27 protein-coding genes, 1 tRNA gene and 3 pseudogenes are annotated in these 22,380 nt (G+C 51.7%); 11 read left to right on the top strand and 20 right to left on the bottom strand.

The annotated features are described in order from the left end of the window. Nucleotides 1-3: 3 nt before the first annotated feature. Nucleotides 4-180: a hypothetical protein gene (locus BW974_RS26020; RefSeq protein ID WP_175609789.1), complete on the top strand. Its 177-nt coding sequence runs from the start codon at nucleotides 4-6 to the stop codon at nucleotides 178-180. A gap of 232 nt (nucleotides 181-412) precedes the next feature. Here the strand turns inward: BW974_RS26020 and BW974_RS22445 are convergent, their stop codons facing one another. The 9 genes and pseudogenes from BW974_RS22445 to lrp form a co-directional block, all read right to left on the bottom strand. Then, nucleotides 413-1,948, bottom strand: a complete 1,536-nt coding sequence (locus tag BW974_RS22445; protein WP_076433169.1) for a SagB family peptide dehydrogenase — start codon at nucleotides 1,946-1,948, stop codon at nucleotides 413-415. Between the two features lie 152 nt (nucleotides 1,949-2,100). Further along, nucleotides 2,101-2,607 carry a M24 family metallopeptidase gene (locus BW974_RS22450; RefSeq protein WP_245800257.1) on the bottom strand — a complete coding sequence of 169 codons (507 nt, stop codon included), beginning with the start codon at nucleotides 2,605-2,607 and terminating at the stop codon, nucleotides 2,101-2,103. Between the two features lie 16 nt (nucleotides 2,608-2,623). Next, nucleotides 2,624-2,917 (bottom strand): annotated as a pseudogene (locus tag BW974_RS22455) (AGE family epimerase/isomerase); the annotation flags it as partial. Further along, complete coding sequence (locus BW974_RS26815) at nucleotides 2,914-3,078, bottom strand: hypothetical protein (protein WP_245800258.1); 165 nt, start codon at nucleotides 3,076-3,078, stop codon at nucleotides 2,914-2,916. The gene BW974_RS26815 and the pseudogene BW974_RS22455, both read right to left, overlap by 4 nt. Nucleotides 3,079-3,140: 62 nt before the next feature. After that, a pseudogene (locus BW974_RS26820) lies at nucleotides 3,141-3,353 on the bottom strand (MOFRL family protein); the annotation flags it as partial. A 155-nt stretch (nucleotides 3,354-3,508) separates the two neighbouring features. Beyond that, entirely contained in the window at nucleotides 3,509-5,038 is a 1,530-nt protein-coding gene (locus tag BW974_RS22465) for a (R)-citramalate synthase (RefSeq protein ID WP_076433173.1), read from the bottom strand. Nucleotides 5,039-5,395: 357 nt separating this feature from the next. Continuing rightward, nucleotides 5,396-5,968, bottom strand: coding sequence for a pyridoxamine 5'-phosphate oxidase family protein (locus BW974_RS22470; RefSeq protein WP_076433175.1), 573 nt, complete (start codon nucleotides 5,966-5,968; stop codon nucleotides 5,396-5,398). 293 nt (nucleotides 5,969-6,261) lie between these two features. Further along, entirely contained in the window at nucleotides 6,262-6,654 is a 393-nt protein-coding gene (locus BW974_RS22475; protein WP_139328997.1) for a hypothetical protein, read from the bottom strand. 658 nt (nucleotides 6,655-7,312) lie between these two features. Beyond that, a complete protein-coding gene (gene lrp, locus BW974_RS22480) occupies nucleotides 7,313-7,771 on the bottom strand; it encodes an HTH-type transcriptional regulator Lrp (protein ID WP_076433255.1) in 459 nt (152 codons plus the stop codon). Between the two features lie 544 nt (nucleotides 7,772-8,315). On the opposite strand from lrp, the gene tenA reads away from it, so the two are divergent. The 7 genes and pseudogenes from tenA (at nucleotide 8,316) to BW974_RS22520 (ending at nucleotide 12,762) form a co-directional block, all read left to right on the top strand. After that, nucleotides 8,316-8,981, top strand: a complete 666-nt coding sequence (tenA, locus tag BW974_RS22485) for a thiaminase II (protein WP_076433179.1) — start codon at nucleotides 8,316-8,318, stop codon at nucleotides 8,979-8,981. After that, nucleotides 8,978-9,709, top strand: coding sequence for a TenA family protein (locus BW974_RS22490; protein WP_076433257.1), 732 nt, complete (start codon nucleotides 8,978-8,980; stop codon nucleotides 9,707-9,709). Before tenA ends, BW974_RS22490 begins: the two co-directional genes overlap by 4 nt. Then, nucleotides 9,702-10,017, top strand: a pseudogene (locus BW974_RS26825) (hypothetical protein); the annotation flags it as partial. The gene BW974_RS22490 and the pseudogene BW974_RS26825, both read left to right, overlap by 8 nt. Nucleotides 10,018-11,005: 988 nt before the next feature. Then, complete coding sequence (locus tag BW974_RS22500) at nucleotides 11,006-11,209, top strand: HalOD1 output domain-containing protein (RefSeq protein WP_245800259.1); 204 nt, start codon at nucleotides 11,006-11,008, stop codon at nucleotides 11,207-11,209. A gap of 123 nt (nucleotides 11,210-11,332) precedes the next feature. Further along, nucleotides 11,333-11,620, top strand: coding sequence for a hypothetical protein (locus BW974_RS22505; protein ID WP_076433183.1), 288 nt, complete (start codon nucleotides 11,333-11,335; stop codon nucleotides 11,618-11,620). Between the two features lie 360 nt (nucleotides 11,621-11,980). After that, on the top strand, nucleotides 11,981-12,301 hold the full coding sequence (locus BW974_RS22515) for a hypothetical protein (protein WP_076433187.1): 321 nt from the start codon (nucleotides 11,981-11,983) through the stop codon (nucleotides 12,299-12,301). Between the two features lie 68 nt (nucleotides 12,302-12,369). Then, entirely contained in the window at nucleotides 12,370-12,762 is a 393-nt protein-coding gene (locus BW974_RS22520; protein ID WP_076433189.1) for a cupin domain-containing protein, read from the top strand. Between the two features lie 228 nt (nucleotides 12,763-12,990). Here BW974_RS22520 and BW974_RS22525 read toward each other — a convergent pair whose 3' ends face one another. From BW974_RS22525 to BW974_RS22570, 9 genes are all read right to left on the bottom strand, one after another. Continuing rightward, on the bottom strand, nucleotides 12,991-13,425 hold the full coding sequence (locus BW974_RS22525; protein WP_076433191.1) for a DoxX family protein: 435 nt from the start codon (nucleotides 13,423-13,425) through the stop codon (nucleotides 12,991-12,993). A gap of 185 nt (nucleotides 13,426-13,610) precedes the next feature. Further along, nucleotides 13,611-13,796: a hypothetical protein gene (locus BW974_RS22530; protein WP_076433192.1), complete on the bottom strand. Its 186-nt coding sequence runs from the start codon at nucleotides 13,794-13,796 to the stop codon at nucleotides 13,611-13,613. 30 nt (nucleotides 13,797-13,826) lie between these two features. Next, nucleotides 13,827-14,207, bottom strand: coding sequence for a DUF8118 domain-containing protein (locus tag BW974_RS26830; protein ID WP_245800260.1), 381 nt, complete (start codon nucleotides 14,205-14,207; stop codon nucleotides 13,827-13,829). Further along, entirely contained in the window at nucleotides 14,201-15,100 is a 900-nt protein-coding gene (locus BW974_RS22540) for an NAD-dependent epimerase/dehydratase family protein (RefSeq protein WP_076433194.1), read from the bottom strand. Before BW974_RS22540 ends, BW974_RS26830 begins: the two co-directional genes overlap by 7 nt. A 223-nt stretch (nucleotides 15,101-15,323) precedes the next feature. Then, nucleotides 15,324-15,698 carry a DUF8118 domain-containing protein gene (locus BW974_RS26295; protein WP_217694400.1) on the bottom strand — a complete coding sequence of 125 codons (375 nt, stop codon included), beginning with the start codon at nucleotides 15,696-15,698 and terminating at the stop codon, nucleotides 15,324-15,326. Nucleotides 15,699-16,422: 724 nt separating this feature from the next. Next, complete coding sequence (locus tag BW974_RS22555) at nucleotides 16,423-16,911, bottom strand: hypothetical protein (RefSeq protein WP_076433198.1); 489 nt, start codon at nucleotides 16,909-16,911, stop codon at nucleotides 16,423-16,425. A gap of 20 nt (nucleotides 16,912-16,931) precedes the next feature. Then, nucleotides 16,932-17,483, bottom strand: coding sequence for a DUF7342 family protein (locus BW974_RS22560; RefSeq protein ID WP_076433200.1), 552 nt, complete (start codon nucleotides 17,481-17,483; stop codon nucleotides 16,932-16,934). Between the two features lie 256 nt (nucleotides 17,484-17,739). Then, the gene (locus BW974_RS22565) at nucleotides 17,740-18,021 is read right to left on the bottom strand and encodes a hypothetical protein (RefSeq protein WP_076433202.1); all 282 of its coding nucleotides are present in this window, start codon (nucleotides 18,019-18,021) and stop codon (nucleotides 17,740-17,742) included. Nucleotides 18,022-18,093: 72 nt separating this feature from the next. Further along, nucleotides 18,094-18,909, bottom strand: coding sequence for a hypothetical protein (locus BW974_RS22570; protein WP_076433203.1), 816 nt, complete (start codon nucleotides 18,907-18,909; stop codon nucleotides 18,094-18,096). Nucleotides 18,910-19,054: 145 nt separating this feature from the next. On the opposite strand from BW974_RS22570, the gene BW974_RS22575 reads away from it, so the two are divergent. The 3 genes from BW974_RS22575 (at nucleotide 19,055) to BW974_RS22585 (ending at nucleotide 20,477) form a co-directional block, all read left to right on the top strand. Next, a tRNA-Thr gene (locus BW974_RS22575) sits at nucleotides 19,055-19,128 on the top strand. Nucleotides 19,129-19,492: 364 nt separating this feature from the next. Further along, complete coding sequence (locus BW974_RS22580) at nucleotides 19,493-19,999, top strand: RDD family protein (protein ID WP_245800261.1); 507 nt, start codon at nucleotides 19,493-19,495, stop codon at nucleotides 19,997-19,999. Nucleotides 20,000-20,117: 118 nt separating this feature from the next. Beyond that, a complete protein-coding gene (locus BW974_RS22585) occupies nucleotides 20,118-20,477 on the top strand; it encodes a hypothetical protein (RefSeq protein ID WP_076433206.1) in 360 nt (119 codons plus the stop codon). A gap of 138 nt (nucleotides 20,478-20,615) precedes the next feature. On the opposite strand, the gene BW974_RS22590 is transcribed toward BW974_RS22585, so the two are convergent. Beyond that, the gene (locus BW974_RS22590) at nucleotides 20,616-21,134 is read right to left on the bottom strand and encodes a class I SAM-dependent methyltransferase (protein ID WP_084186451.1); all 519 of its coding nucleotides are present in this window, start codon (nucleotides 21,132-21,134) and stop codon (nucleotides 20,616-20,618) included. A gap of 118 nt (nucleotides 21,135-21,252) precedes the next feature. After that, nucleotides 21,253-22,380: hypothetical protein (locus BW974_RS26025; RefSeq protein WP_076433209.1), on the bottom strand; the 1,128-nt coding region annotated here is incomplete at its 5' end.

Raw genomic sequence — 22,380 nt, forward strand, 5'->3', positions numbered from 1 at the left:
GAAATGGTGGAACAACAAATAACGGTCTGCACTGGCATGAATTTTGATATCGATACTGGTAAAATCGAAACCGGATCAGTCTGCAAGTACATTTCGGATCAAGAACTCAAAGAAGAGGTTGTCTCCCTCGGTGAACGAAACATTAAGAGCGCTATGATAGAGGCCGTTTCTGACCGTTAGCACGTCACAGTAGACGACTTCGAGGATTTCGAAAGTCTCTATCAATCTGTAAAGGCGCATATTCGTAATGTTGCCTGACGTTTACTCTTCGACTCCTTCAACTGGAACGCATCTTCAATTGTGTGAGAACGGTGGTTAATTCCTATCTAGCAATATATAACAACATATTTATAATTCGAGGCGAAACTGACCCTCCAAGGTTCGATCTGCCCTATGTCACGTAATGCTAGTACTATCGCGCTGGTTTTCCAAACGCGAACAGCGTCATTGGCGTCTGGTTTGCCGCTCGGGGCGAGAAGTAGTCGGTAACGAGGTCATCGTAGAAGGTGAACCCGCGACCACCGAGCGCACGGTGTGCATAGGTTGCGAGATACAACCGTCCTAACCCGATGCCGCCCTCCAGCTGAGCCACTCGATACCCTCGATTCCCGGCCGTCTCGACGATGGCGTCGATATCTGCCATAAAGTACACGTTCACCGCGGCGTTCCCAACGACTGGCTGGTCGAGCGCGAGATGCCCTGCAGTTCGACGGTCGATATCACCCAGTCGCTCGAGAGTCTGTGCGTCTGGATGATACTGATACGCCCCTGTTGGAATGTCATTGACAGCGTGCACGAGACAGTAACAATCAACTAATCCATCGCTGCGCTCACCATCAAAACAGTCAGTGGGTATCCCACGATGGGCGCGATCGAGAATCGTCGCGAACTGCCGCGAGCTGATCGGGTTGTGGCTGTACTCCCGGAGTGACCCCCGACGTTCGATAGTAGACCATACCGGACGACTTGATGCCGTCTCGGAATCGACCGGATCCAGGGAAATCAATTCGCCATCCTCTGAATCGTGGCGTCCGAATGCCTGCTTGGACACGTCTTGAAAGTGGTCGCGCCACACCTGCACTGCCTTGCCGTCTGTCAACGTACTTTGCTCCCACGCGTCGGCCACTAGCGGGTATTCGACGGGGTTCTGTGAGAGTGACGTTTCCTCGGGATCAATACTCGTGACAGAAAGGGGGTCTGGAGCGGGGTCACCGCTCCCGACAGGAACGAGTTCGAGCGGCGCTTCGTCTGTGGGATCGACACCGAGGAGTCGAGCAATCAGGTGGTCTGCGAATCCGGTGACGACTGATGCCCGATGACCGTTTCCGTGGGCAACTCCCAACAGGTTCGCGAGAATGGTGCCCGAGTCCCAGAACGCGTGACGGTAGGTTCGCTCGCGGTACTTCCAGGCATTGCGCCACCATTCTGAGGTGGCAACAAATGTAACGGGGGCGTCAGAGACTGCCGCGTGGTTGCCTGTCGCTCGGGTGAGGACGCCACGATAATCGCCTTCGCGAAGCACGTCGAACGATTCAGTTTCGGGATCGAAGTGATAAACGCCGGGGGCAAGCCCGTCGATGTCACCCGTGACAGCGTAGAGGTCGACGTGATAGAGCTTTCCCGTGCAAGAGGCTGCGCGAAACCGCATTCGTTGGCCCTGTCTCTCTAGTTCTTTCGTGATCCCCGTCGCGTAGTGACAAAGGGTGTGGATGGATTGGGCATCAAGCGAGGATAGGGCATTACTACGCGGAGTGTCGGTCGATGTAGTGATCGCCGATAAAGCTGGTTCGCCGGGCGAGCGTGTCGATTCCGGGAGTGAACGCTTTGATAACCTCTTGTAGAGTTTATAGGGACGTGGCTTGTTCGCATGGTTTAACGAGAACGTATCGTTCCGGATACTCTCGGGGGAGTGGTTCGTCTGCTCGTGGTATTCGCGTGCGTCGACCATTGGACACTCAAACGAGAGTCATTCACAAACAGTTTGTGTTGATTCTAAGAACATCACAGACCGGTACGAGTCGGCGATTAAGATCGAATCGTAGCCTATCTGGATGACAGGACGAGGTAACGTGGATAATCGGTGAGATTCTCGTAGCACGACTATGTGACCATGATTAAATCCTCGATATGCACAGCTCCCTTCTTGGGATCGTAAACTCCCGGTTTGACCGTGATGACGTGGCCAGCCTTGAGCAGTTCATCACTTAACAATGAGGGTGCTTCGTGGAGTGAGAGACCAACACCATGACCGGTTCCATGATACATCCCTACAAAAATATAGCCCACAGCAAAACCATGGTCGAAAAGCACTGCACTAGCTGCCTGATGTACTGCTTTTGCTTCGGTTCCCTGATGGCAGATGGAGGAAAGTGAAAATGAACGCAGTCTGGCGTGGTGTAACCGAATTGAGGCACGGGTGAGGGAGGCAATCGAATCTGGAAAGACTGACGACGAAGCGTGGCAGTTCAAGCAGTGGATCGTTACGACGCCGCTCGAAGTTGGGTTGGCACCTGAAGCCCGAGCGACGAACGCACTGAATCGATTGGAATCGGGGGCGTTCAGCGCGCTACTGTTCGTCCTTAGTTCGCAGATGCAAAGCTTCGGCACGCTCGTCGTCCTCGCGTCCCTTGTTGTCGTCGTCCCAGTGGTGATTCGAGAGGAAGGTAAGCCCGTGTTCCGCCGCCGTCTGACACCACACCGAGCCGTCGATGAGGGTGCCGACGCTGAAGTTGTGAACCGTCCGCGCGGTCGCGACGAGATGCTTCGTCTGTCTGTCGTAGACGAACCCCTCCCGTTCGTTGAGTTGGGCGATGTATCCACCGTATCGAGTGTCGATACAGTCGGGATAGTAGAAGTTCAACACACGATGCCTCTGCTGTCGGAGTACCCGTGGGTCGCGATAGTTCGGTGTCGTCATTGTGTTCTGTCCCGTAATCGCGTTCGGTCGATCGATTCTCTGTCCTCCTCGGAATCCGTAACGACCACGACGCGTAGGTCGTTGACGTTCTTCCCCGTCTCGCCGGTTTCGATGAGCGCATCTCGGGTGCCGAACAACGGATAAACGTCGTGATTTTCCAAGCTGCTTTCGCCTCGGAGGCGTTCGATCGTGACACAGTTGTAGTATCCACGACAGCACCCGCAGCGCTCGTGTTTCCATCCAATCCGTTGGTGTCGATGCCCGCGACGACAATTTCGGGGCGGGTCAGTTCGAGTGCCGCCGCAAGTGTAAATTCCTGGTTCGGCCCGCAGAAGATGTCTCCATCAACGGTGACGGTCGTTTCGCCCCCTGACAGGATTGCCGCTGGTGGGTCGATTGGACGGCCGGTCGCGGCACACTCCTCCCGATTGGGCATGAACGCGGCCAACTTCGGCGGCCTCACCACCGACACGAGCCGATAGGACGTATGGGGTGTATCCTTCTTCTCGTGCCTAGGCGGCAGCCGCTTCCAGTGCCGTCCACTTGTCCGCGAGAACGTGGTTCGTCACGTGTGCAAAATCTGTTGAATCGTCACTCAGTAACTGTGACTGACCTGCGATCGGTTTCGAGGAGTTGGTTGAAGGCGTCGAGCATGGCCGTGACGCTAGCACGAGTGATGTCCGCGTCGCTCGCGTTCACCGATACCGAATGGTCGCTATGTGACACCTCGACTTCCACAGTGACAAGTGCGTTCGTTCCTCCGGTAATTGCGTCGACGTGATACGATTCGAGCGTCGCATCGATGTCGAGCGCTTTTCGGGTGGCGGTAACGGCAGCATCGACGGGACCACTTCCGACGCCACTGGCTACGTGCTCCTCGCCGTCGACGGCCAATCGAACGCTCGCGGTTGGTGTCGCACCACCGCTAGTGGCAGTCAGATCCAATAATTCGATAGGTCGGTCGCGGTCACGTCCTTGTACCTCGTCGGCGATCGCAAGCAGATCAGTGTCAGTGATGCGTCGTCCCCGTTCGCCGATCGTTTTCACTCGCTCTACAATCGTGGTCAGTTCGTCATCGGTCACTTCCACGTTGTGTTCGTTTAGTGCTGAACGGACACCCGCTCTGCCGGCGTGTTTTCCGAGCACGAGTCGGCGCTCACGGCCGACAGCATTTGGAGAATACGGCTCGTACATCGTCTCATCTTTGAGGGTTCCGTCGGTGTGGATGCCCGACTCGTGTGCGAAGGCGTTCTCGCCGACGACGGCTTTGTTCGGCGCGAGCGGAACATCGGTCGCTGTCGCGACCGTCTGTGCGAGGTCGTATAGTCGTTCGGTCTCGACCGTCTCGACGTCGTACCCATGATCGAGTGCGATGGCGACTTCCTCCAGTGCGACGTTACCAGCGCGCTCGCCGATTCCGTTGACGGTCGCGTGGACGAGATTCGCTCCAGCCCCTATGCTCACGAGTGTATTTGCCATAGCTAACCCGAGATCGTCGTGAGTATGGGTACTCGTCGGACCGAGGGGAGCAAGTTGGGAAACGGCGGCCGCTGTGTGTTCCGGGGTTGCGTGTCCGACCGTATCGCAGTAGCAGATGCGGTCAGCACCGGCGTCGATGGCTCCGCTCATTAGTCGTTCGAGGAAATCGAGGTCAGCGCGTGACCCGTCTTCACCGAGAACCTCCACCCAAAGACCGTGATCCTTGGCGTATTCGGTGAGATTGACTGTCGTTTCGATCACTTCGTCGCGTGTCGTTCCGACTTTCCCCTCGATGTGGCGATCGCTCGCCGGAACCACGAGATTCACCCCGTCAACCCCGCAGTCGAGTGCGAGGTCGATATCGTTCTTGACCCCGCGGGCGAAACTCGTTACCATCGCGTCGAGATCGAGGTTGGTAACCCTCAAAATCGTCTCTCTTTCGCCGACTCCCGTACAAGCACTGCCGGCCTCGATGATACTGACGCCGGTGGCATCGAGCTTCTGCGCGATCTCAGCTTTGTCGGTGGGCGTAAGCGAGATTCCCGGCGCTTGTTCGCCGTCACGAAGCGTGGTGTCGAGGAACTGTACGTCAGAATCAGAAAGTGTGTTTGTTTCGGGGAGCTCCCCGAATAAATCGACCACTGGTCATGATATCCACTCTGGTATCGTAACCAGACGTATATAATACGTACGAGCCCGGCATATATTGCACTTCGAGGAACTGGAGCATTTTCTTCGTGTTAGTACGACACAGTGCTCAACGCGAAGACGGTAGCAAGGACCGATATCGATAGTCACGCGGTGAGGTGTATGAGTCCATCGTCGAGAAGGAATAATTTGCGGAAAAACCGTGTAGCGATGACGTTCTTCGAGAGATTCGTAAGCGGAGTCCTCGACTGTCACTGCTCGGTGGGTTGCAGAGACACTCGAAGTTGAATGGACGGCCACTCATTGAGGATTGAGAACTCAACAAGTGCAGGACAATATATGAGCAGAGAATCATGGTTGCCGGGTGGCATCAAGACTGTACGCTCCTGGATAATCGGGATCTTTCCACCCTTCTTTCCCACTCCATGATTCGACGTCAAGACGATAGACGGCCGTCCGATCGATGGACTCCTGAGCTATTCGCGCATAATCCTCGCCTTCGGTCAGTTGCGGTGCAAATTTCTCCATAAATTGCTCAAGGACCGCTCGTTTCTCCTCTCTATCAGCGAGCAATTCAATGGTTCCGTAGGCGACCATGCTTGAGTATTCAATGGTGAAGTTTACCGGTTCGTCAGCCGGGATATACCGCCCTTTCTCACTCGTTGTGAAGGAAGCGCGCGGCTGGTCGCCACTCTTGACGAGATCGTGAGCACGTCCCGCCTGTGCACCGTGGAGGTAAATCACGCCTTCATTTCGGTTGTAGACGAAGAGTTGCGTCACAAGATGAGGGATATCGTCATCGATGAGACCGAGCACACCCGTTTCCTGGTTGGCGAGAAATTCAGGTATCCATGCTGGATCATCGATCGCCTTGCCTTGATAACGGATAGAATCGGTGACGTTCTTGGGTGTGTTTTCAGTCATCTCTGCTGTAACAGATGGCTACAGTGAAAATGCTTTTGTAGATTCATCGACATAGTATGATAAAATAGATCTGCGTCGAGAATGGGTCGCTAGTCGGCAAGAAGCGTTCAAATTTCTTTCGCAGTTCCTCATCGTTCATAGATTCATACTCGCTATAATCGACGTGTTGTGAACTTCCCCTCCCTGCTCGCGCCATTCGGCGCTCTCTGAGGAAGGGGGCTTAGCGCCTGCATTCAGCTAAATAAACTCTTGAATAATCTCTATAAGCCTTCCGATATTCCTAACGGCATTATTTAACTGTCATACCCAGTTAGCCACCACTTTGCACGTTTCCATACCGGTGCGGTTTGACGCTTCTCACGTCTACGCTGTAACGATTGTTCCTCTTTAGCCCACTTCACTAACTCTTGATTTTCCTCCCGCTGAGAGAGAATTGTGCGCTTCTCATTCTCAAGCCGCTCGACCGTTGTCTCTAATTCTTCAATCTCGTCTTCGTAATGTGACTGCTTTTCCTCTAACTCTCGTTCCAACTCATCCACCTCGACATCACCATCTTTCATCGACCTGATTGACTCTCTCACCACTTCTGACTTAGAATCAAAGTCGCCGCTTTCACTCGATTGCTGATTAAGATACTCATCTAATTCATCAGGGACGGTGATTGATATTCGTGGCATTGTTATCATGCGGTGGACCACGGTGAATCATTCCATCACCAGTCATCGAGAATGGTGAGCTGTGCATTGACCGTGGTTACTGCATTCACCAGAATGATAACTACCGATTACCATTAATATGCGTCAGACACACGCAAGACGTATTTAACACTAACAAATAGGGTTATTAATCCTTGTATTGGGTTACTTTGCAGTGAACACACGCACCTCATCGCTCCGGATGTGGATCTTAACTCGCATCCCGGTCGTATTTGTACTCAACGAGCGGATGTTCGATTGCTTCAGGCGCGCCACTATTGCCACGTGAGATTACCACCCCGCCCCTGAAATTGGCTAATGTGTAACAGCAGGGCGATGTATTTGCGGTTCTAACCTATGATGTACAGCAGTCCAAAGTGGGTAATCGATGGAACGCTTCTCTTCTTGCTAGCAAATGAATGAAGGAACCAAACATTTGGTTTGCTATGATTTATTATTCTTTGCTCGGGTCAAATGCCTTCGAACCATGGAGGGTCATCTGTTCACTCAATTGACCAGCGAGACTTTCTGTGTGCACCCGGAAGTCGGTCTATCAGATAGAGCCCTGCGAGGACGAGCACAACACAGCCATATAGACGGCAATGTCCATCTGCTTGAGTGAGCTCTCCCCTTGAGTAGTTCTTCGATTTTAGCTCTCCTCTCCAATTTCGAACTGTTCGTGTTCGCTAGCCATGTTCAGAACCACGCTCGTGTTGCTTTCATTAATGTCTGCATCATTAAGGAGCGTTTTGATTTGTTGATTCATTTCATCGGTATCTGTATATTTGCCGATCGCAATGATGTCATGGTCACCGGTAACTCCGTACACGCTGATCATCTGCGGTTGCTCTCGCAGACGAGCAGTGACGTCCGGAAGTGTTGTTCCTTCTACTTTGAGCTGAATAACAGCGGTGACATCGTAGCCTAACGAATCATAATCCAGTGTCGGGGTGTAGCCAGTAATGACACCTGTGTCCTGCAAGTCTTCAAGGTGATTTGAGACTGTTGTTACCGAGACATCCAAATCCTCGGCGATACCACGGAGACTCGCTCGACCGTCATTCAGTAAGACATTTATTAATTCTGTATCTAACTTTTCGTAGGTCATTACACACGTGATCTCATTCCAGACCCTTACTTCTTGACTAATGTCCAAATACTGCCGGTTGAAAATTAACCCCACGCTGACACATGAGAGAGCGCAACACCTGTGGTCAATTTGCAGAGGATACGACTGACGACGATATACTGGCAGCGATGCGCGAGTCCGAGTTTCCGGCAGTGACCGCTTGACGGGTCGCGGATACGGTTGCTATGGAACGGCGGCCGGTTCATCAGCGACTCGAAGAGCTTCATGAATAGGGAGAGTTAGAACGTGGGAAATTGAGTCCGCGGGTTGTTATCTGGTGCATTCCGGAGGACTGGTAAGCCCTCGAACAAAGTATCACGATGGGGACACGTTGAGAGTTCCACTGGACGTGATGCAGGTGCGTACAGACTATCAGCTCGTTATCCACATCGTCGATCAGTCCGGGGGATTGAGCGGCAATGACGAATTGTCTAGTCAATTTATATTCATAAACTAATAGACCACTACCAATCACCGACTCATATTACCAAGTTATATCGGTGCGCGGCGCTCACGTCTAACTATGAGGTTTACGAGTAGTCTCGAGGAAGTAGCAGACCCGATCTGGGATGCTATCCTCGAACATCCGATGGTCGAAGAGTTAGGGGCCGGGACTCTTGACGAAGAACCATTCAGATATTGGGTCGAACAAGACTACGTTTACTTAATCGACTATGCACGAGTGTTCGCCCAGGGTGCAACGAAGGCGCCCGACCTCGAACGGATGGGTACATTTGCCGAACTCCTCAATTCGACGATCAACACAGAGATGGACTTACATCGCGAGTATGCAGCTGAATTCGGCATCTCGGAAGGGGAGTTAGAAACTACCGAACCATCGCCCACCACAAGGGCATACACCGACTTCCTTGTTCGTACCGCGACAACAGGGACGTTCGGCGATCTCGTGGCAGCTCTTCTGCCCTGTATGTGGGGTTTCAACGAGACAGGAAAGCGACTCGCGGAGGCAGGATTGCCTAACGATGATCGGTATGCTGCGTGGATCGAGATGTATGCAGGCGGTGAGTTTACGGAACTGACGATGTGGTGTATGGAGTTGATGGACGACATCGCTGGGAACAAAAGTGAGGTTGAGCGCGACCGCTATCAGGACTTGTTTCGAACATCTGGACGCTACGAGTATCACTTCTGGGACGCTGCTTGGCGACAGGAGGAATGGTCGGTATGACTGGCCACGATACCAACGTTGCGAATGTTCCCAAGTCCTTTGAGGAGTATACTAAGACGTACGAGACACCTCGATTCACAGATTGGCTTCGCAAACGTGCGGAACCCGAGTGGACAAATGCAACAACCCATCGCTTTACGAGTGACCTTGGAACTGGAGATCTCGACGATGACGTCTTTCAGCGGTATCTCGTACAAGACTATGCCTTCGTTGAGACACTTGTTGGCGTTTTCGGACATGCTATTGGGGATGCACCGACTATGGAATCGAAGTCGCGACTCGTCGACTTTCTCGGAGTACTCACTGCCGACGAAAATGATTACTTTGAACGTTCGTTCGAGGCACTGGCCGTTCCGCAAACCGAGTACATCGATTCTGACTTAGCACCTACAACGCGCGCTTTTGAAGATCTTCTAAAGCGGGCAGCGAATGAAGGCGGTTATGTCGAGACGCTTGCAGTTCTTGTTCCCGCGGAATGGGTCTACTTGGAATGGGCTACCCATGTCGAAGATGATTCACCAGCACGATTCTATCTCGAGGAATGGATTGATCTTCATACGAACGAGGAATTCAGAGCCTTCATCGCATGGCTTCGAGATGAACTTGACCGGGAAGGAAAAGACGTATCACTCCGCCGTCAGCGACGAATAGAGCGGCTATTCCGACGAACAGTATCACTCGAAATCGTCTTCTTCGAAATGGCGTATAGTCTACCCAACGATGAATGAGACGTCAACTGATGTAACAGCCACCGAAGGAGGGACGGTCCGCAATTACCTGAGCGATATGGGGACCATCGTGGTTTGCGGAGTTAATCGCTGCAGGACCTGCAACGATAGCGAGTCTGATCGCAGCAGGTGCACAATTTAATTATATTCTGGCGCTAAGTCCCTTCCTCAAGGAGCGAGCACCGCGAGCAAGTAGGGCGGGGTAGTTCACTTATGCGCTGCTGTGGGTTGTGATTCTCTCTGCGGTCACCGGTGCACTCGCACAGTATCTTGCGATGCGTTTGGGCCTACTTTCCCAGCAAGGAATTTGGTGAACGTGGTGTGGACAGGTATAGGCCATCGCGTCGCCGGTCACGTTGTCGATGGCGACGGTGTACTGATGGGCTGCGGGGTTCTCGTGGCTATCGTTGGTCACTTCGATATCACTCTCCTCAATTAGTCATATAATCTTCACAACCCGATTGTGAACGCTGCCACGAAGATTAGAATGGACTGTGACTTGGATGAATGTATTCATCAACCGGAAAGCTTCTCGCGATAACTAGACCACCGACAACGATGCTCAAGAAAATCACAGCTGTCGTCGGAGCAATTATTGTACGTTCCTTCCGATTTGGGATGCCCCGGATTATCAGCTGTGAGAGTCGTAGGTTTATCCTATTTTTCCCCACTTCACTTGCTTCTTTGCGAACCATTAATAAGTATCCATCCCTATGAAATTATTGCTGGGTATTCTATTCCAACAAGCCTAGCAGTCCGTAGGGCGCTAGGAGGGCCGACCCTACGGACCTCACTGGCTCACAGTCCCGGTATGATCGGATTGTTGTTGGGTTCCACCCTAAGGGCCCGTCTCGGTTTCAAGTCCACACTGACAACTGTTTCTGCTGGGTGACTGTCTACTTAGAGAGTTTGTGAGCGACGAGGCTAGTGGAGAGGTGGAAGGCGGGGTAGTTAGCTGGTTGAAGGATACCTGAGACGCGGTGTGTCCAGTTTCTTATTGCTCTCCTCACAGTAGTCCGACTGTCCAGCGATCGGATAACAGTACCTCCCAACAGCGGCGCAAAGGACAGTCGAGACGGTCTGTCCAGTGGGTGAACGTGACACCATGATCCGCGTCGCCGAACTTGTGGTATTGCCACAGGTGGGTGAGTTCGTGCCGAACAGTCACACTGATTCGGTGCTACCACGAATCACACTGGCCCAAGTCCCCCACCCCAATACGCATTGGTCACATCCGAGACGATTGACCTCGAAGCATCGAATATGGAGCTTGTTACTGGAGCCGCTGATGCACTCATGAACGTAATTGAGCCGGCAGGTGGCCAAACCACACTCTTATTGTACGAGTACGTGAACCCAGATGCACTCGAAGGCATCATCGAAGCAAGTGCGGAGAAAAAGAGTGATATCGAAGTTCGATTCACGGTCGAGGACTATCTCGTTACTGTTCGTAGTAACGGCAGGATCCTCATCTACGAACCACTAAAGGCAAAACAGTAACGTACGACGTCGAAGGCTGAGTGCTCGCTCCAGTTCTTTGTGAGTGGATTTGCTCTTATTTAGAGAGTCAAACACTGCCGCAATGTGAAGGAATAACTCATCACACTCCTGAGTTTCCTTACAATGATCGATACGATGAAAACGGAAGTCGACATGCTCGAGCGGCATTTGCACGTCCTCGAAATGGTACGCGAAAACGGGCCGATTGGGATTGTGAAGATGTCGAACGAATCAGATCATGTCCGTCATGAAATTCGCTACTCACTTCGTAAACTCGAGGAAGCGAATCTCATCACCCCAACACAACAGGGGGCCCTGAGCACTGAGCAGTCATCTTCGTTTATTGAGAACCTCGATGAACAACTCAATGAGATGCGAGCGAAGATCGCGGCAATGCGTCCTGGCGAGTGAAAATCGAATTTAGTAATCAGTGAGCCGGAGTTTCCCCTCGGTTTCGTAGAGATGGCCCTTATTGTACAGACGGTCGACAATATCTTCAGCAGCCGATCGGTTCAAATCTTCTTTCTCCTCGAGAATCGCATACGCTTGCTCATAGAACAATTCTCTTTCAGCTGAGAGTTTCCTCGCGAGTGCCTCTATTGCTTCTTGTGTAAGTGGGGTGAGTGACGACTTCCCATTCCAATAAGCCATGAGTTCGAGAGTTTGACACCAAACGCGGTAGTAGATAGTCAGTGACGCGACCCATACTCTCACCTATGCCAACTGAAACCCCCGATAATTTTCATAATATGGCCTACGTATAATAAATTCATGAGTCAGAGGTTTTCGAGCAAGCACTTAAAATCAGAACCGCAGACCCGGCGGAAAATATCGTCCATGGGAAGTATGTGGATGGCGAATAAACTCGCGAGGGAGGGTACAGACGATGATATTTCGTCTGAACTGGCGTCTGAAGATAGTCCGCCATACGTGACTGTGACGGTATTGTTTACACGAAAGGAATACACAGCCGCTATCTTGGTGGTTGTTGGGGAAGGCAAAGAAATCATATTATTAGAGGCACTCTTCATGGTGACGTGGGTCAGGAGAGAAATCAGAAATAGTATGACCGGGGTTAGTATCGTATACTAACTTAGAACCAACCCAGAATCAGCCTATTAGTCCGAGCATTTAATCACTTATCACCGACAGTGATAGGTATGGGATACCATCTCATCGATCCGAATGAGCTTGACCAGTGGGACGACCGGCCGACCGATGTCCGGTCTCTTAGTGTGGCCGCGGGATACGATTATCAGAACTCGAAGCTCGGTCTTCGGGTCTACGAACTCTCTCCCGGTGAGCAGTCCGGGTTGAGCTACCACACCCACGACGAGCAAGTCGAGGCATTCTACGTTCTTGACGGGACACTTCACGTCGAAACCCCCGACGAAACGATTGTTGTTGAATCCGACCATGTCCTCTTCGTCGATCCTGGGTGCCCGCAGCGAGCGTTCAATCCCGAAACCGCCGAAACGGCCACCCGTATCCTCGCCATCGGAGCACCGTCGGTTGACGACGCACGCCCGTACGATCCAACTGACGATGCGTAATCTGCTTATCCACTGTACGGGCGGGAAACGCCGTCACACGATGATTGAGGTAGGAAAACAGCTCGCGAATATTGGCCCCCGGTCAGCAGAACAGCATCTACAGAGAAATGAGTACGTCTTCACCACCTCTTGTCTCAGGTCGCCGAGCAAACGAGTGATTCGTGCGTCCGAGTTTCCGGCGGTCACCGTTCGGTGAGGGCGAGAATAAGTGGGAGGATAACGACTGTGTCACTCGCCAACTGGTAGCATCGAATGCGACTGGTTATCGACGACTGATTCATCAATCGATAATTTTCCAGCCCCGAATGACACGAGGGCCAAGGAAACCAGACACAGCGCAATAGTGAGTTCCGAGTCAGAGAAACCTTCTGGAAGATGGACTAGCAACGTCGCAGCGAACATATTAATCGCAATGGCGAATGCAGCAAACCGGGTGAGGAAACCCACCAGGATACAGAGACCACCAACAAGTTCAATGAGTGCAACAATCCATGCAGCGATAGATGGTGCTGGAACACCGAGACTGGCGAGAAACCCCGTAAACTGAGGCATCGACATCGCAGCTGGTCCGATCGAAAACAATTTTCCAGTACCGTGGACGATCATAATGCTGCCAACAGCCAGGCGAATCAGAAGCGTGCCAATCGAAAGATTGATGGACATAATTAGGATTTATCCAAAGACAAGAAATAAGTTCATAATGCAGCGAAATATTCCGACAACCTCCCCTTTCAAGTATTATTTAATTATATTACTCTAGAAAAAGCGTAGTAGACCAGCCGTGACTTGAACATACCATATTGATGGACACAAAGATCAAGGTTGTATTTCGTTGCACCTACCGTTCGTTACGCCCGAGTTGAGATATTCCACTCAGTTGCATTGATCAGAAGTTCAAGAAAATGCGCAGCGGCGACGTCCGCTGCTTGCGCTCGGTCGAGCAGGGCGCGCTCAGTCGTCGGTGTGTTCTCGCGTTCGGTCGGATCCGCGCTTTCGGTCAGCGTTCGCTGGGTAGCGACATCAGAAAACATCATTTAGTTTGACATAAATGAAAAGAGAGGGAGTTAGCAGCAGTCGGTGAGTGCGCCTTTCCGGGTAGCTTCCGCGCCACAGTCCTCACACGGCCAGTAGGTGTGATCGACGGTGCCATACTTGCCGTAGCCGGTGTACGGGCCACTGATACGGTCGTCGTCCTCGGAGGGGAATACGTCGAGTGTGCCGTCGTTGGTTGCGTTCTCGACGGCGGCCATGTGATTGCAGAAGACGTTGCGGTGGACGTGGTGCGGGCACGTGCAAGCCATCAGGTCCTCGGTCACGTCGTCGATGGAGACCGTGTACTGGTGGGCTGCGGGCTTGTCGTGGCTCTCATTGGTGAGTTGGATGAGTCCGGGGGCATCGACGTCGAAGGCGAATTGTTCGGTCTGTGCGCGCTTCTGTGCTACCATCCCAGTTGTCGCCAACTCCACTCGGGTGTCCAGTCGAACAGGTTCTGTGCTTTTGCTGTATCGACCAGCGCCGAGTGGTCGTGCTCGGCAAAATCGCATCGAACATCGACCTCGGGAAAAACTTCCGCAATAAGTTCACGAGTAGGTGTTTCGGCACTAGTGTCAGGTGCCGATACCCAAATGCGTTCGTGGCCATCGAAGGTAGCCTCGACGGCCCGCTGAACGAGATCGACCACGTCCGACATGTGAACGTAGGTGAATAGCGTGTTACGCTGGGTATGGAAGTGATCCGACGCTCGCATCCCAGCCAACGTTCGGTCACCCTCGACAAACGTCTTGCGGGCTAGAGTATCGTCAACGACCCACGGGAACCGAAGGGAGGTGATCGTCCGTGGTCGATCATCGACGCGACGTGCAAACCCATCAGCAGTAATCTCAAGCATTTGCTTGCCCATCCCATAGGGGTTTGACGGCGTCAGACGGTGATTCTCGTCAAGAGGAAGGTAATCGACAGTAATGCCTTCTGGTTCAAATCCGCCACCGATGGCACTGAAACTCGATGCTAGAACGACCGTATCGATTCCAAGTGCCCCTGCGGCCTCCAGGACGTGATAACTGGACATGACGTTACTTTTGTACGTTTGGTATCCTGGCGTCACGTCCGGTGTTGGGAGCATCCCAAGGTGAACGATTGCGTCGGCAGTGCTCTTCGCAAGCGATCCGTATACCTCACCGGTGTCCAATACATCGGTCGTGAGATACTCATCCGAATGCTTCTCGTCTCGCTTACCACGCGAGAGGTTGACCGTCCGGTAACCTTCATCGTTCAAATGTGCCAGTACGCCCTGTCCAACACGACCATTGCCTCCAGTGACCGCGACAGTTTCGGTCATAGTCTATCTCTTTGCGCCTTATTAAAATAATTCAGTGCATCTGTCGAAGCCCGATACGCCCGAGGACACTGTTCTTCCGCATGCTGTTCGGAACGGTCGAGCAGGTCGTTTTGTCGTCGATGTGTCGTCGCGTTCGGTCGAATCAACCGCACACTCGGATAGCGTTCGCTGGACACCATTGAACAGCGTTGTTTAGCGTGACAGAAATCAAAAAGTGAGTAGGTTAGCAGCAGTCGGTGAGTGCGTCCTTCCGGGTGGCTTCCGCGCCACAGTCCTCACACTGCCAGTAGGTGTGATCGACATTGCCGTACTTGTCGTAGCCGGTGTACGGGCCACTGGTACGCTCGTCGTCGCCTTTCGATGGGAAGGCGTCGAGCGTCCCGTCGTCGGTTGCATTTTCGACCGCAGCCATGTGTTTGCAGAATGCGTTCCGGTGGACATGATGCGGACACGTGCAGGCCATCAGGTCGTTGGTCACGTCGTCGATGGACACGACGTATTGGTGGTCTTCGGGGTTCTCGTGGCTCTCGTTGGTGACGTCGATGAGTCCCGGGGAATCGACGTTGAAGGAAAATTGAACGAAATCATTTGTATGCAAGAAATAAATTAGAATAGTTCCGAATGCGATTCCTATTTCAATTGAGACGATGACCAGCGTGGATGTGAGCGATCTCGTATAGTGAAATGAGAATAGAAAGGGAGCGGTGCTGAAGACGAAAAGCGCGAGTACAAACCATCCAATCGAGTAAAGCATTTCATTGGATGACTCTGTGTCAGTCCAGTTGTCGGGGACAACCGGCATTCTTGCTATACCATAACCACAGAAACGGCGAGGGAGGCGCAGATTGCAAACGATAATGAGGTTTGACTACAGATTACTGAACGATGAGTAGGTCCCGTTCTCTTCGCCGGAACCTTCACATGATATTAGTCGAAGAACCGTATCGCATCTCTCAATCCTGCGCATTGATGACCCTCTTTCTCGCTGGACTAATCTTTGCCGTGAGGGCGACCTATATGGGAACTGGCTTTGCCGTTGTAACGGGCTTTCTCTTGTTAGTCAGTTTCGTCCAGTATCGAAAACACGGACAACACAGGACGAATTCCAAGAGAATGGAGCGATTGTAACATTCTTCCCGCTATTTACACATCCTAGAGAAAGAGTGACCCGCCAATCGTAACACCAATCATCTTTGCGGTAGCGAGGAAACCTCGCCGTAAACGGCGGGGAGGAATCGCGTTCGTTTAGTAAGGCAATTGTGAGAATGGCGGCATATGGTTACTGTTTGCCACTCTCCGCAACACGAAATGAACCGAGTAGTTCACATTGGCCAGTCAGGGAGTGATGGTTGGCCATCCTGCCAGTGGATCGATTCTAATGCAGTCGGGAGTTGCTGAAGTCGATTATCAAGGACAGTGAGAGGATGTGCATCAAGAAACGCAGCCTCATACCGATCAACCGCTGTTTCTTCAAAATTGAGTTGAATGTGGCATGGGCCCAAATCAGGGTGATCTGCATCCTGATGAAATCCAACCATGAGGTTGCGTGGTGGTTCTATCCAGTTGATTCGATAATACTCATGGTCGACGCCGACTGGATACCAAAAGCGAAGTTCCAGCCGTGCGTTCTCAACTTCATAGGATTCACCAAGGAACACCGTTGTGTCAATATCTGCGATTACGTACCGAGGACGACGACCAGATGGCTGATATCGGATGGCTTCGCAGCCAGCCTGTTTTGAAAGGCGGTTATGGGTTTCCCTGAGGAGTGTACGTTGGGTATACCGATCACGATTAGCGAGGAAGATCATTGATGATACCGAGAAATAGATTAGCTTGTCGCTCGATCAACTGCGTCCGTCATCTGCTCACGAGCTGTTTCAACATCCGAATAGAGCTCCAGTGCGTGCTTGATAAGTTGTCGGTCTTGCTCGTTTTCACGCCAGAATCCGATCACATCACGCCGTTCGCGGAGTTCGGCACTCGACAGGTCGCTATCCGCGAGTGACTGTTCGAGTTCCTCCCACGTCTCTATAGCATACGCTTCCTGCCACGCCTCAATTTCCTCGGTGATCGCTGTTAGTTCGCTCCGGAGTTCCTCGCGAGCGTTTTCTTCGATAAGGGTGCGGATCTCATCGAAGAGTAATCGAGTATAATCCGGTTGATAAAGTGTGGTGTCACCAACCTCGACGCGCTGCAAGCGATCTTGGTCAACAAGGTCTTGTAGCTCTTGGTTCGTCGTGCTCCAAGCTGCATCGGCTTGCTCGCTTATCCAGTTGGTCGACCGAGGTTCACGAAGCGTTTCAACCACCGAGCGAATGCGTTCGCGTGCACTCATCGTCTCGGTCCATGATGTGACACCGTTTTGTGGTGGGGTAGCCATCCTCTTCACCTCCCTACAGTGTTTGTAGCGTAGTCTCATATATGTTTGTATGCTCTTGAATAATCGAGAATGATGGAATGTCGGTATACAACTAGTAGGAACTAGAGAAGTTATCGGGAAGAAATGCAAGAGAATCAGAAATGAATAATAGTCACTATCCGAGCGGATTATCAGACCTCATCGAGAGCGTCCGCTGGTCGGTAATATCCGAGAACGTCACTTGGCGTGCCATGGATAAAAACGACTGAAGTGATAGTTAGTCCGGCAATTCCTTCTGTCCCGCCCGCACGCATGGCCAGCACGGGAAGTCACCGAGGCCGTCACAGTCGCAGTTGTCTGGTTCGGTATCGTTGTCGTCCTCGGATGGGAATGCGTCGAGCGTCCCGTCGTCAATCGCATTCTCAACGGCGGCCAGTGCATCGGTGGGTGGAAGAGCTTCATGAAAGGGGTGGTTGAAACACGGGAAATTGAGTCCGCGGGTGATTATCTGGTGGATTCTAATGGGAGAGTACGCCCTCGAACACAATATCAATATCATTGGTGCGACAATCGCATTGTATCTCGTTCAGACCCCGATTCGCCGTGTCCTCTCTCGGTAGAAATCTTTGTTCTAATCTCCGTCTACATACTTCTGAAGTGAGTGGATCACTGATTCAGAATCTGGAATCGGTGCGAGTCGACATCGAAATGGCACTGGCCATGGGAATCCCCGATGAAGCGTGAGAACATCTTCATTGTATTCGACCGAGCGAAGCTGCTGGCGTGGAATAAACCGGTTGTTGAGTGTGCCACTCCGCTTTACCAGAAGGCCGCTCTCAACCAAGGTGTAGTGCTTGGTTTTTCCCATGACAATTGCATTGCCCAAGAGAACGCCTCCGATCGAGGGGAACAAACCTTGGACTGGTTCTATCGGGATGTGGAGTATGAATCCGCTCACAAGGAAGATGAGACCACCCACGATTGATAATAGTCGAACGAAACGGAGATACGAGGTATCCGGTCGCCCAAACCACTCGATGAGAACTTCTTCATGACGGCGGAGGACCACAGCATAGTAGTTCATCGTTGTGATATAGAGGAAGAATCCAGCAATTGTGAGAAGTAGAGCTTCAGCGATCCAATTCTGTGGTACGGTCGAATCTGGACCCATGCTAAATGCGGTAATACCTTCGCTGATCAGATACACAAAGAATGGTCCGATCGAGAGTATGAGATAGAGACGAGTGCGAACAAGCAATTCAGCGAGATCGTCTCGAACAACTGCAAGAGCACCGCCACACAAGAAGCCGAGGCATGCTGTAATGAGTGAAATGCGTGAGAAGTAGTGAGTGCTCGTGAGGAGCGCAACGACCACTGTTGCAAGAATGCTAGTATAAATCCCACACACGAGATCAAAAAGAGTGCGCTGTACCGGACGCTGGAGCATTATTTGAAAGTATTTTCTATTTGATCAAATTTCTTGTGTGGGAATTAGTCACGTGATACACCAGTTGGAAGGAGGATATGGAATGAAAGTAAGGGCCATAAGAAAAGAGAAGACCTTTGTCGCGGGCGTATCGATATCCAGTCGTGCCTTGGTAGCTCAGGCTGGCAGAGCAACTCCTTTGTAAGGAGTCGGTCGAGAGTTCAAATCTCTCCTAAGGCTTTTCAACGAATTCTGGTGGGTTACGTAAGAGGAACGCTTCACGAAGGGGTGTCTAGAGTTAGTATGAACTACTAACCAAACTTCGTTCCGAATTCCGAAGCAACGGTGATGGGAATGACTCAAGCAAAAAAATCAACAGTCCGTGAGAAGCTTCACCGAATCTACCCCATGTCACGAGAACTACTTAAACGAGAGTTAGTCAGTAACCGTCGCTCTCCTCGACACGGAGTGACCCACTACATTGCGTCAACTCGCTGGTTTCACTCGTGGTACAAGAAATAATACGTAGTCTCGAGAAATCTCTGTTTCTGACTATCATATTCGCCAACCACTTGTACTTGTAATATTAGACATTGTTATGTCAGTGGACAATTCACCAACACGCGACGATACGCAAGTTGTTGGCTCCCGAATTGGTGCACAAATCGTCGACTCGATTGCTATGTTCGTTATCGCATTCATCCCCGCGTTTATTGTCGGATTCATCGGTGGATTGCTTGGTATCGACGGCTTAAGCGGAATCGGGATTTTGCTCAGTGGGTTAGCTGCCCTTTGCTATTGGTTGCTGATTGAGAGCCTCTGGGACGGGTATACTATCGGCAAGCGATTGTTCGATATTCGTGTTGTCCAAGAGGACGGGTCTCCCTGTTCGCTTGGATCGTCAGCCATTCTCAACCTGCTTGAGATCATCGATGGCTTCTTTTACTATCTGATTAGATTCATTGCGATGGCGATAACTGACAAGCGCCAGCGGCTTGGTGACCGTGTTGCTGGCACGGTCGTTGTGAGTGAATCTTCGGTTGAGATTGCAACGAAGGCGTCAACCAGCGGGACTTCTGTGGAAACCGAACCGTCAATGTGTTCGCAGTAAATCCGATAAAAATCAGTCGGTAAGTATGCTCTGAAGGTTCATGGCAATCGGTATAAACTACTTGTTGGTTTCCGTCTGTTTATCTCTGGTTAAATAGCTATGGGACTTATAACACGGTATGGTCGAAGATAGTGACGCAAACAGTATGGCTGACTCGCTTCAACGGCAAGCACAGAGCCTGCAGGAAACATCACCTGCGAAGTATGGTCTCTTAAAAGCGTACCACGAGCGTGTCCGTGACGCGCTCGAAGTCTGTTCGCGGAACTACCCCTCTACCAAGCAACTGAGTGAAAATCTTCCCGATTCCAGTCTGACACCGCAAATGTTGGGGAATCTGCTAGCGTTACTCGTGCAGTTTGAGATCATCGAGGTATTCAGTGAACGCAATAATAGCAACCGCTACGACCTCACCCACTATGACCGCAAGCGAATGGATACGCTCAGTCATATTCTTCAGCGAGTGTCCGCTGGTTCGTAACCAGCGAAATCCACAAGAAGAAATTAGAAGCTCACCGCATGATCTAGATTCACCCAGAATGGCGGTCGGTTCCGAGAAAAGTGCGTTCTATGTAGCGACGAACAAAAACGGATGATGCTACAATGAGGCGATGAATCGCTACAAATCGCGCGCTTGGACGGTTTTACGATCGTTTCCTTCAGCCCGGCGGGCGGCATTTTCGAGGACTGAAGCGACTTCGTCATCGAGTGCATCTTCTCCTGCATGGGTGGGTGGATTACAGAGTATTCGATCGAATGTCTGCCCAGCAACCCCATCGACACAGTTTGCAGTGACAACTTTCCCATCAATATCGGATGCTTGAAGGCTAGCTTCCGCACAATTGGTGGCGACTTTGTTGTCATCACTCAGCCAAATCTCACAGTTGGCGATCTGAACAACGTACACACCAAGTGACCCGTAGCCACAGCAGAGATCTAGGACGTGTTCTCCGTCTTCAGCCGTGATCGATTTCATGAGGAGGTGATTGCCGACATCTAATCCTGAAGCAGAGAACGTTCCGGGTAGCGTAACGAGGGAGAAATCATGCCCATTGACTGTCGGATGGATTCTGCTCTGAGAGACGTAGGACGGCGTTGGTTTTACGATGCCAACGTTTGAACACGAGAGAGTTGTTATATCATGTCATTCATGTCAATTAGAACCATTCAAGGAACAGAGTAGACCGATAAGGGTGACCAACGAAGATAAATTCGAACCAAAAAGCCAGATTCTGAAAAATGGTGTTTCCGACCGGTTAGCTCATTTTGGCGTTGACGTAGCGAAGAAATCGCTCAACGGGATACGGCGCGCTGCTAGCGATTTTCGCTTTGAGTGGATTTTTACTCGGATTGATGGTGTACTGTTGTAGCTCCGGCCATTTCGCTTCGATGACGCTGCTTATCAAGTCGTGGTCGGGAGCGGAGAGCCTCGACGAATCGACGCTCAGCGCCGTCAACAGGAGGTTGTAGTTCGAAAGCGGAGACACGCCTCTGATAGCGATGTCCTTTTCACGGGATGCAAGCGCGCCCCAGCGACCCATTCTCTGTTCCCAATAAAGGAGGTTCATCAGTAAAACGTCGTTCTCCTTCGCATACTCGGTTGCGCCGGGTAGCCACTCCTCGATTTCATGCTCGACATATTCGTTGCCCGGATACTGAAGCATTTCACAGCAGTGTTCGACCATGTTCGCGCCGCTTTCCGGCGAATCGTAGTGAAGCTTGTATATCGGGCCGTTTCCGGTCACGTAGACGTGTTTTTCTACGTCGTAGTTGTTGTAGAAAAACTGGACGTGCTTCGTCTTGGGGAGGTTTCGCGTCCAACAGAGGTAGTCCGAAAGTGCGCTTTGAAAGTCGTCTTCGAGGTCACGCGGATGGTGAATCGAATAGTCGAAATCCTGCTCCGCGGCGATTCGCTTCGGAATTTTCACGTCCGGGTGCTCACCCGACGACCAGTCGGAAAACGTGTACCACGTCACGTCCCGAACGATGTCCTTCGAACAGGCGAGTATCATCCGGGAATCCCAACCCGCCGTAATCGGCGTGAGCAGGTGGAACTCGTCGTTGAACGACTGCATCGACGCCGAAATGCTGTCGGCGATGTACTCCACTGGTGATTGGCCGTGGTCAGGTGAAAAAAGTAGTCGCCGCGACAGTTCCATCGCATCCATATCGAGAACGTGGTTCGGGAGAACGCACCGAACATCCTGAAAGAGCGTTTTATCGCCGATGAACGCGCTTTCGTTGTTTTTGAACTGTGACGAGTTCATGAACGCCACGGCGTCCGGGTTTTTCTGCTGTTCGACATCGACCGAATCGAACAGCAGTTTCAGCGAGGTGGTGACCAACCGAGAATCGGTGTGGTAGTAGACGGATTTGTGCGCGAG

It is taken from the genome of Haladaptatus litoreus (assembly GCF_900156425.1).
Lineage (GTDB): Archaea > Halobacteriota > Halobacteria > Halobacteriales > Haladaptataceae > Haladaptatus > Haladaptatus litoreus.

Coding starts and splice junctions, on each gene's coding strand:
- BW974_RS26020 (WP_175609789.1), top strand. CDS start 4: ATGGTGGAACAACAAATAACGGTCTGCACTGGCATGAATTTTGATATC.
- BW974_RS22445 (WP_076433169.1), bottom strand. CDS start 1,948: ATGGTCGACGCACGCGAATACCACGAGCAGACGAACCACTCCCCCGAG.
- BW974_RS22470 (WP_076433175.1), bottom strand. CDS start 5,968: ATGACTGAAAACACACCCAAGAACGTCACCGATTCTATCCGTTATCAA.
- BW974_RS22475 (WP_139328997.1), bottom strand. CDS start 6,654: ATGATAACAATGCCACGAATATCAATCACCGTCCCTGATGAATTAGAT.
- lrp (WP_076433255.1), bottom strand. CDS start 7,771: ATGACCTACGAAAAGTTAGATACAGAATTAATAAATGTCTTACTGAAT.
- tenA (WP_076433179.1), top strand. CDS start 8,316: ATGAGGTTTACGAGTAGTCTCGAGGAAGTAGCAGACCCGATCTGGGAT.
- BW974_RS22490 (WP_076433257.1), top strand. CDS start 8,978: ATGACTGGCCACGATACCAACGTTGCGAATGTTCCCAAGTCCTTTGAG.
- BW974_RS22500 (WP_245800259.1), top strand. CDS start 11,006: ATGAACGTAATTGAGCCGGCAGGTGGCCAAACCACACTCTTATTGTAC.
- BW974_RS22505 (WP_076433183.1), top strand. CDS start 11,333: ATGATCGATACGATGAAAACGGAAGTCGACATGCTCGAGCGGCATTTG.
- BW974_RS22515 (WP_076433187.1), top strand. CDS start 11,981: ATGAGTCAGAGGTTTTCGAGCAAGCACTTAAAATCAGAACCGCAGACC.
- BW974_RS22520 (WP_076433189.1), top strand. CDS start 12,370: ATGGGATACCATCTCATCGATCCGAATGAGCTTGACCAGTGGGACGAC.
- BW974_RS22525 (WP_076433191.1), bottom strand. CDS start 13,425: ATGTCCATCAATCTTTCGATTGGCACGCTTCTGATTCGCCTGGCTGTT.
- BW974_RS22530 (WP_076433192.1), bottom strand. CDS start 13,796: ATGATGTTTTCTGATGTCGCTACCCAGCGAACGCTGACCGAAAGCGCG.
- BW974_RS26830 (WP_245800260.1), bottom strand. CDS start 14,207: ATGGTAGCACAGAAGCGCGCACAGACCGAACAATTCGCCTTCGACGTC.
- BW974_RS22540 (WP_076433194.1), bottom strand. CDS start 15,100: ATGACCGAAACTGTCGCGGTCACTGGAGGCAATGGTCGTGTTGGACAG.
- BW974_RS22555 (WP_076433198.1), bottom strand. CDS start 16,911: ATGATCTTCCTCGCTAATCGTGATCGGTATACCCAACGTACACTCCTC.
- BW974_RS22560 (WP_076433200.1), bottom strand. CDS start 17,483: ATGGCTACCCCACCACAAAACGGTGTCACATCATGGACCGAGACGATG.
- BW974_RS22565 (WP_076433202.1), bottom strand. CDS start 18,021: ATGATATTGATATTGTGTTCGAGGGCGTACTCTCCCATTAGAATCCAC.
- BW974_RS22570 (WP_076433203.1), bottom strand. CDS start 18,909: ATGCTCCAGCGTCCGGTACAGCGCACTCTTTTTGATCTCGTGTGTGGG.
- BW974_RS22585 (WP_076433206.1), top strand. CDS start 20,118: ATGGTCGAAGATAGTGACGCAAACAGTATGGCTGACTCGCTTCAACGG.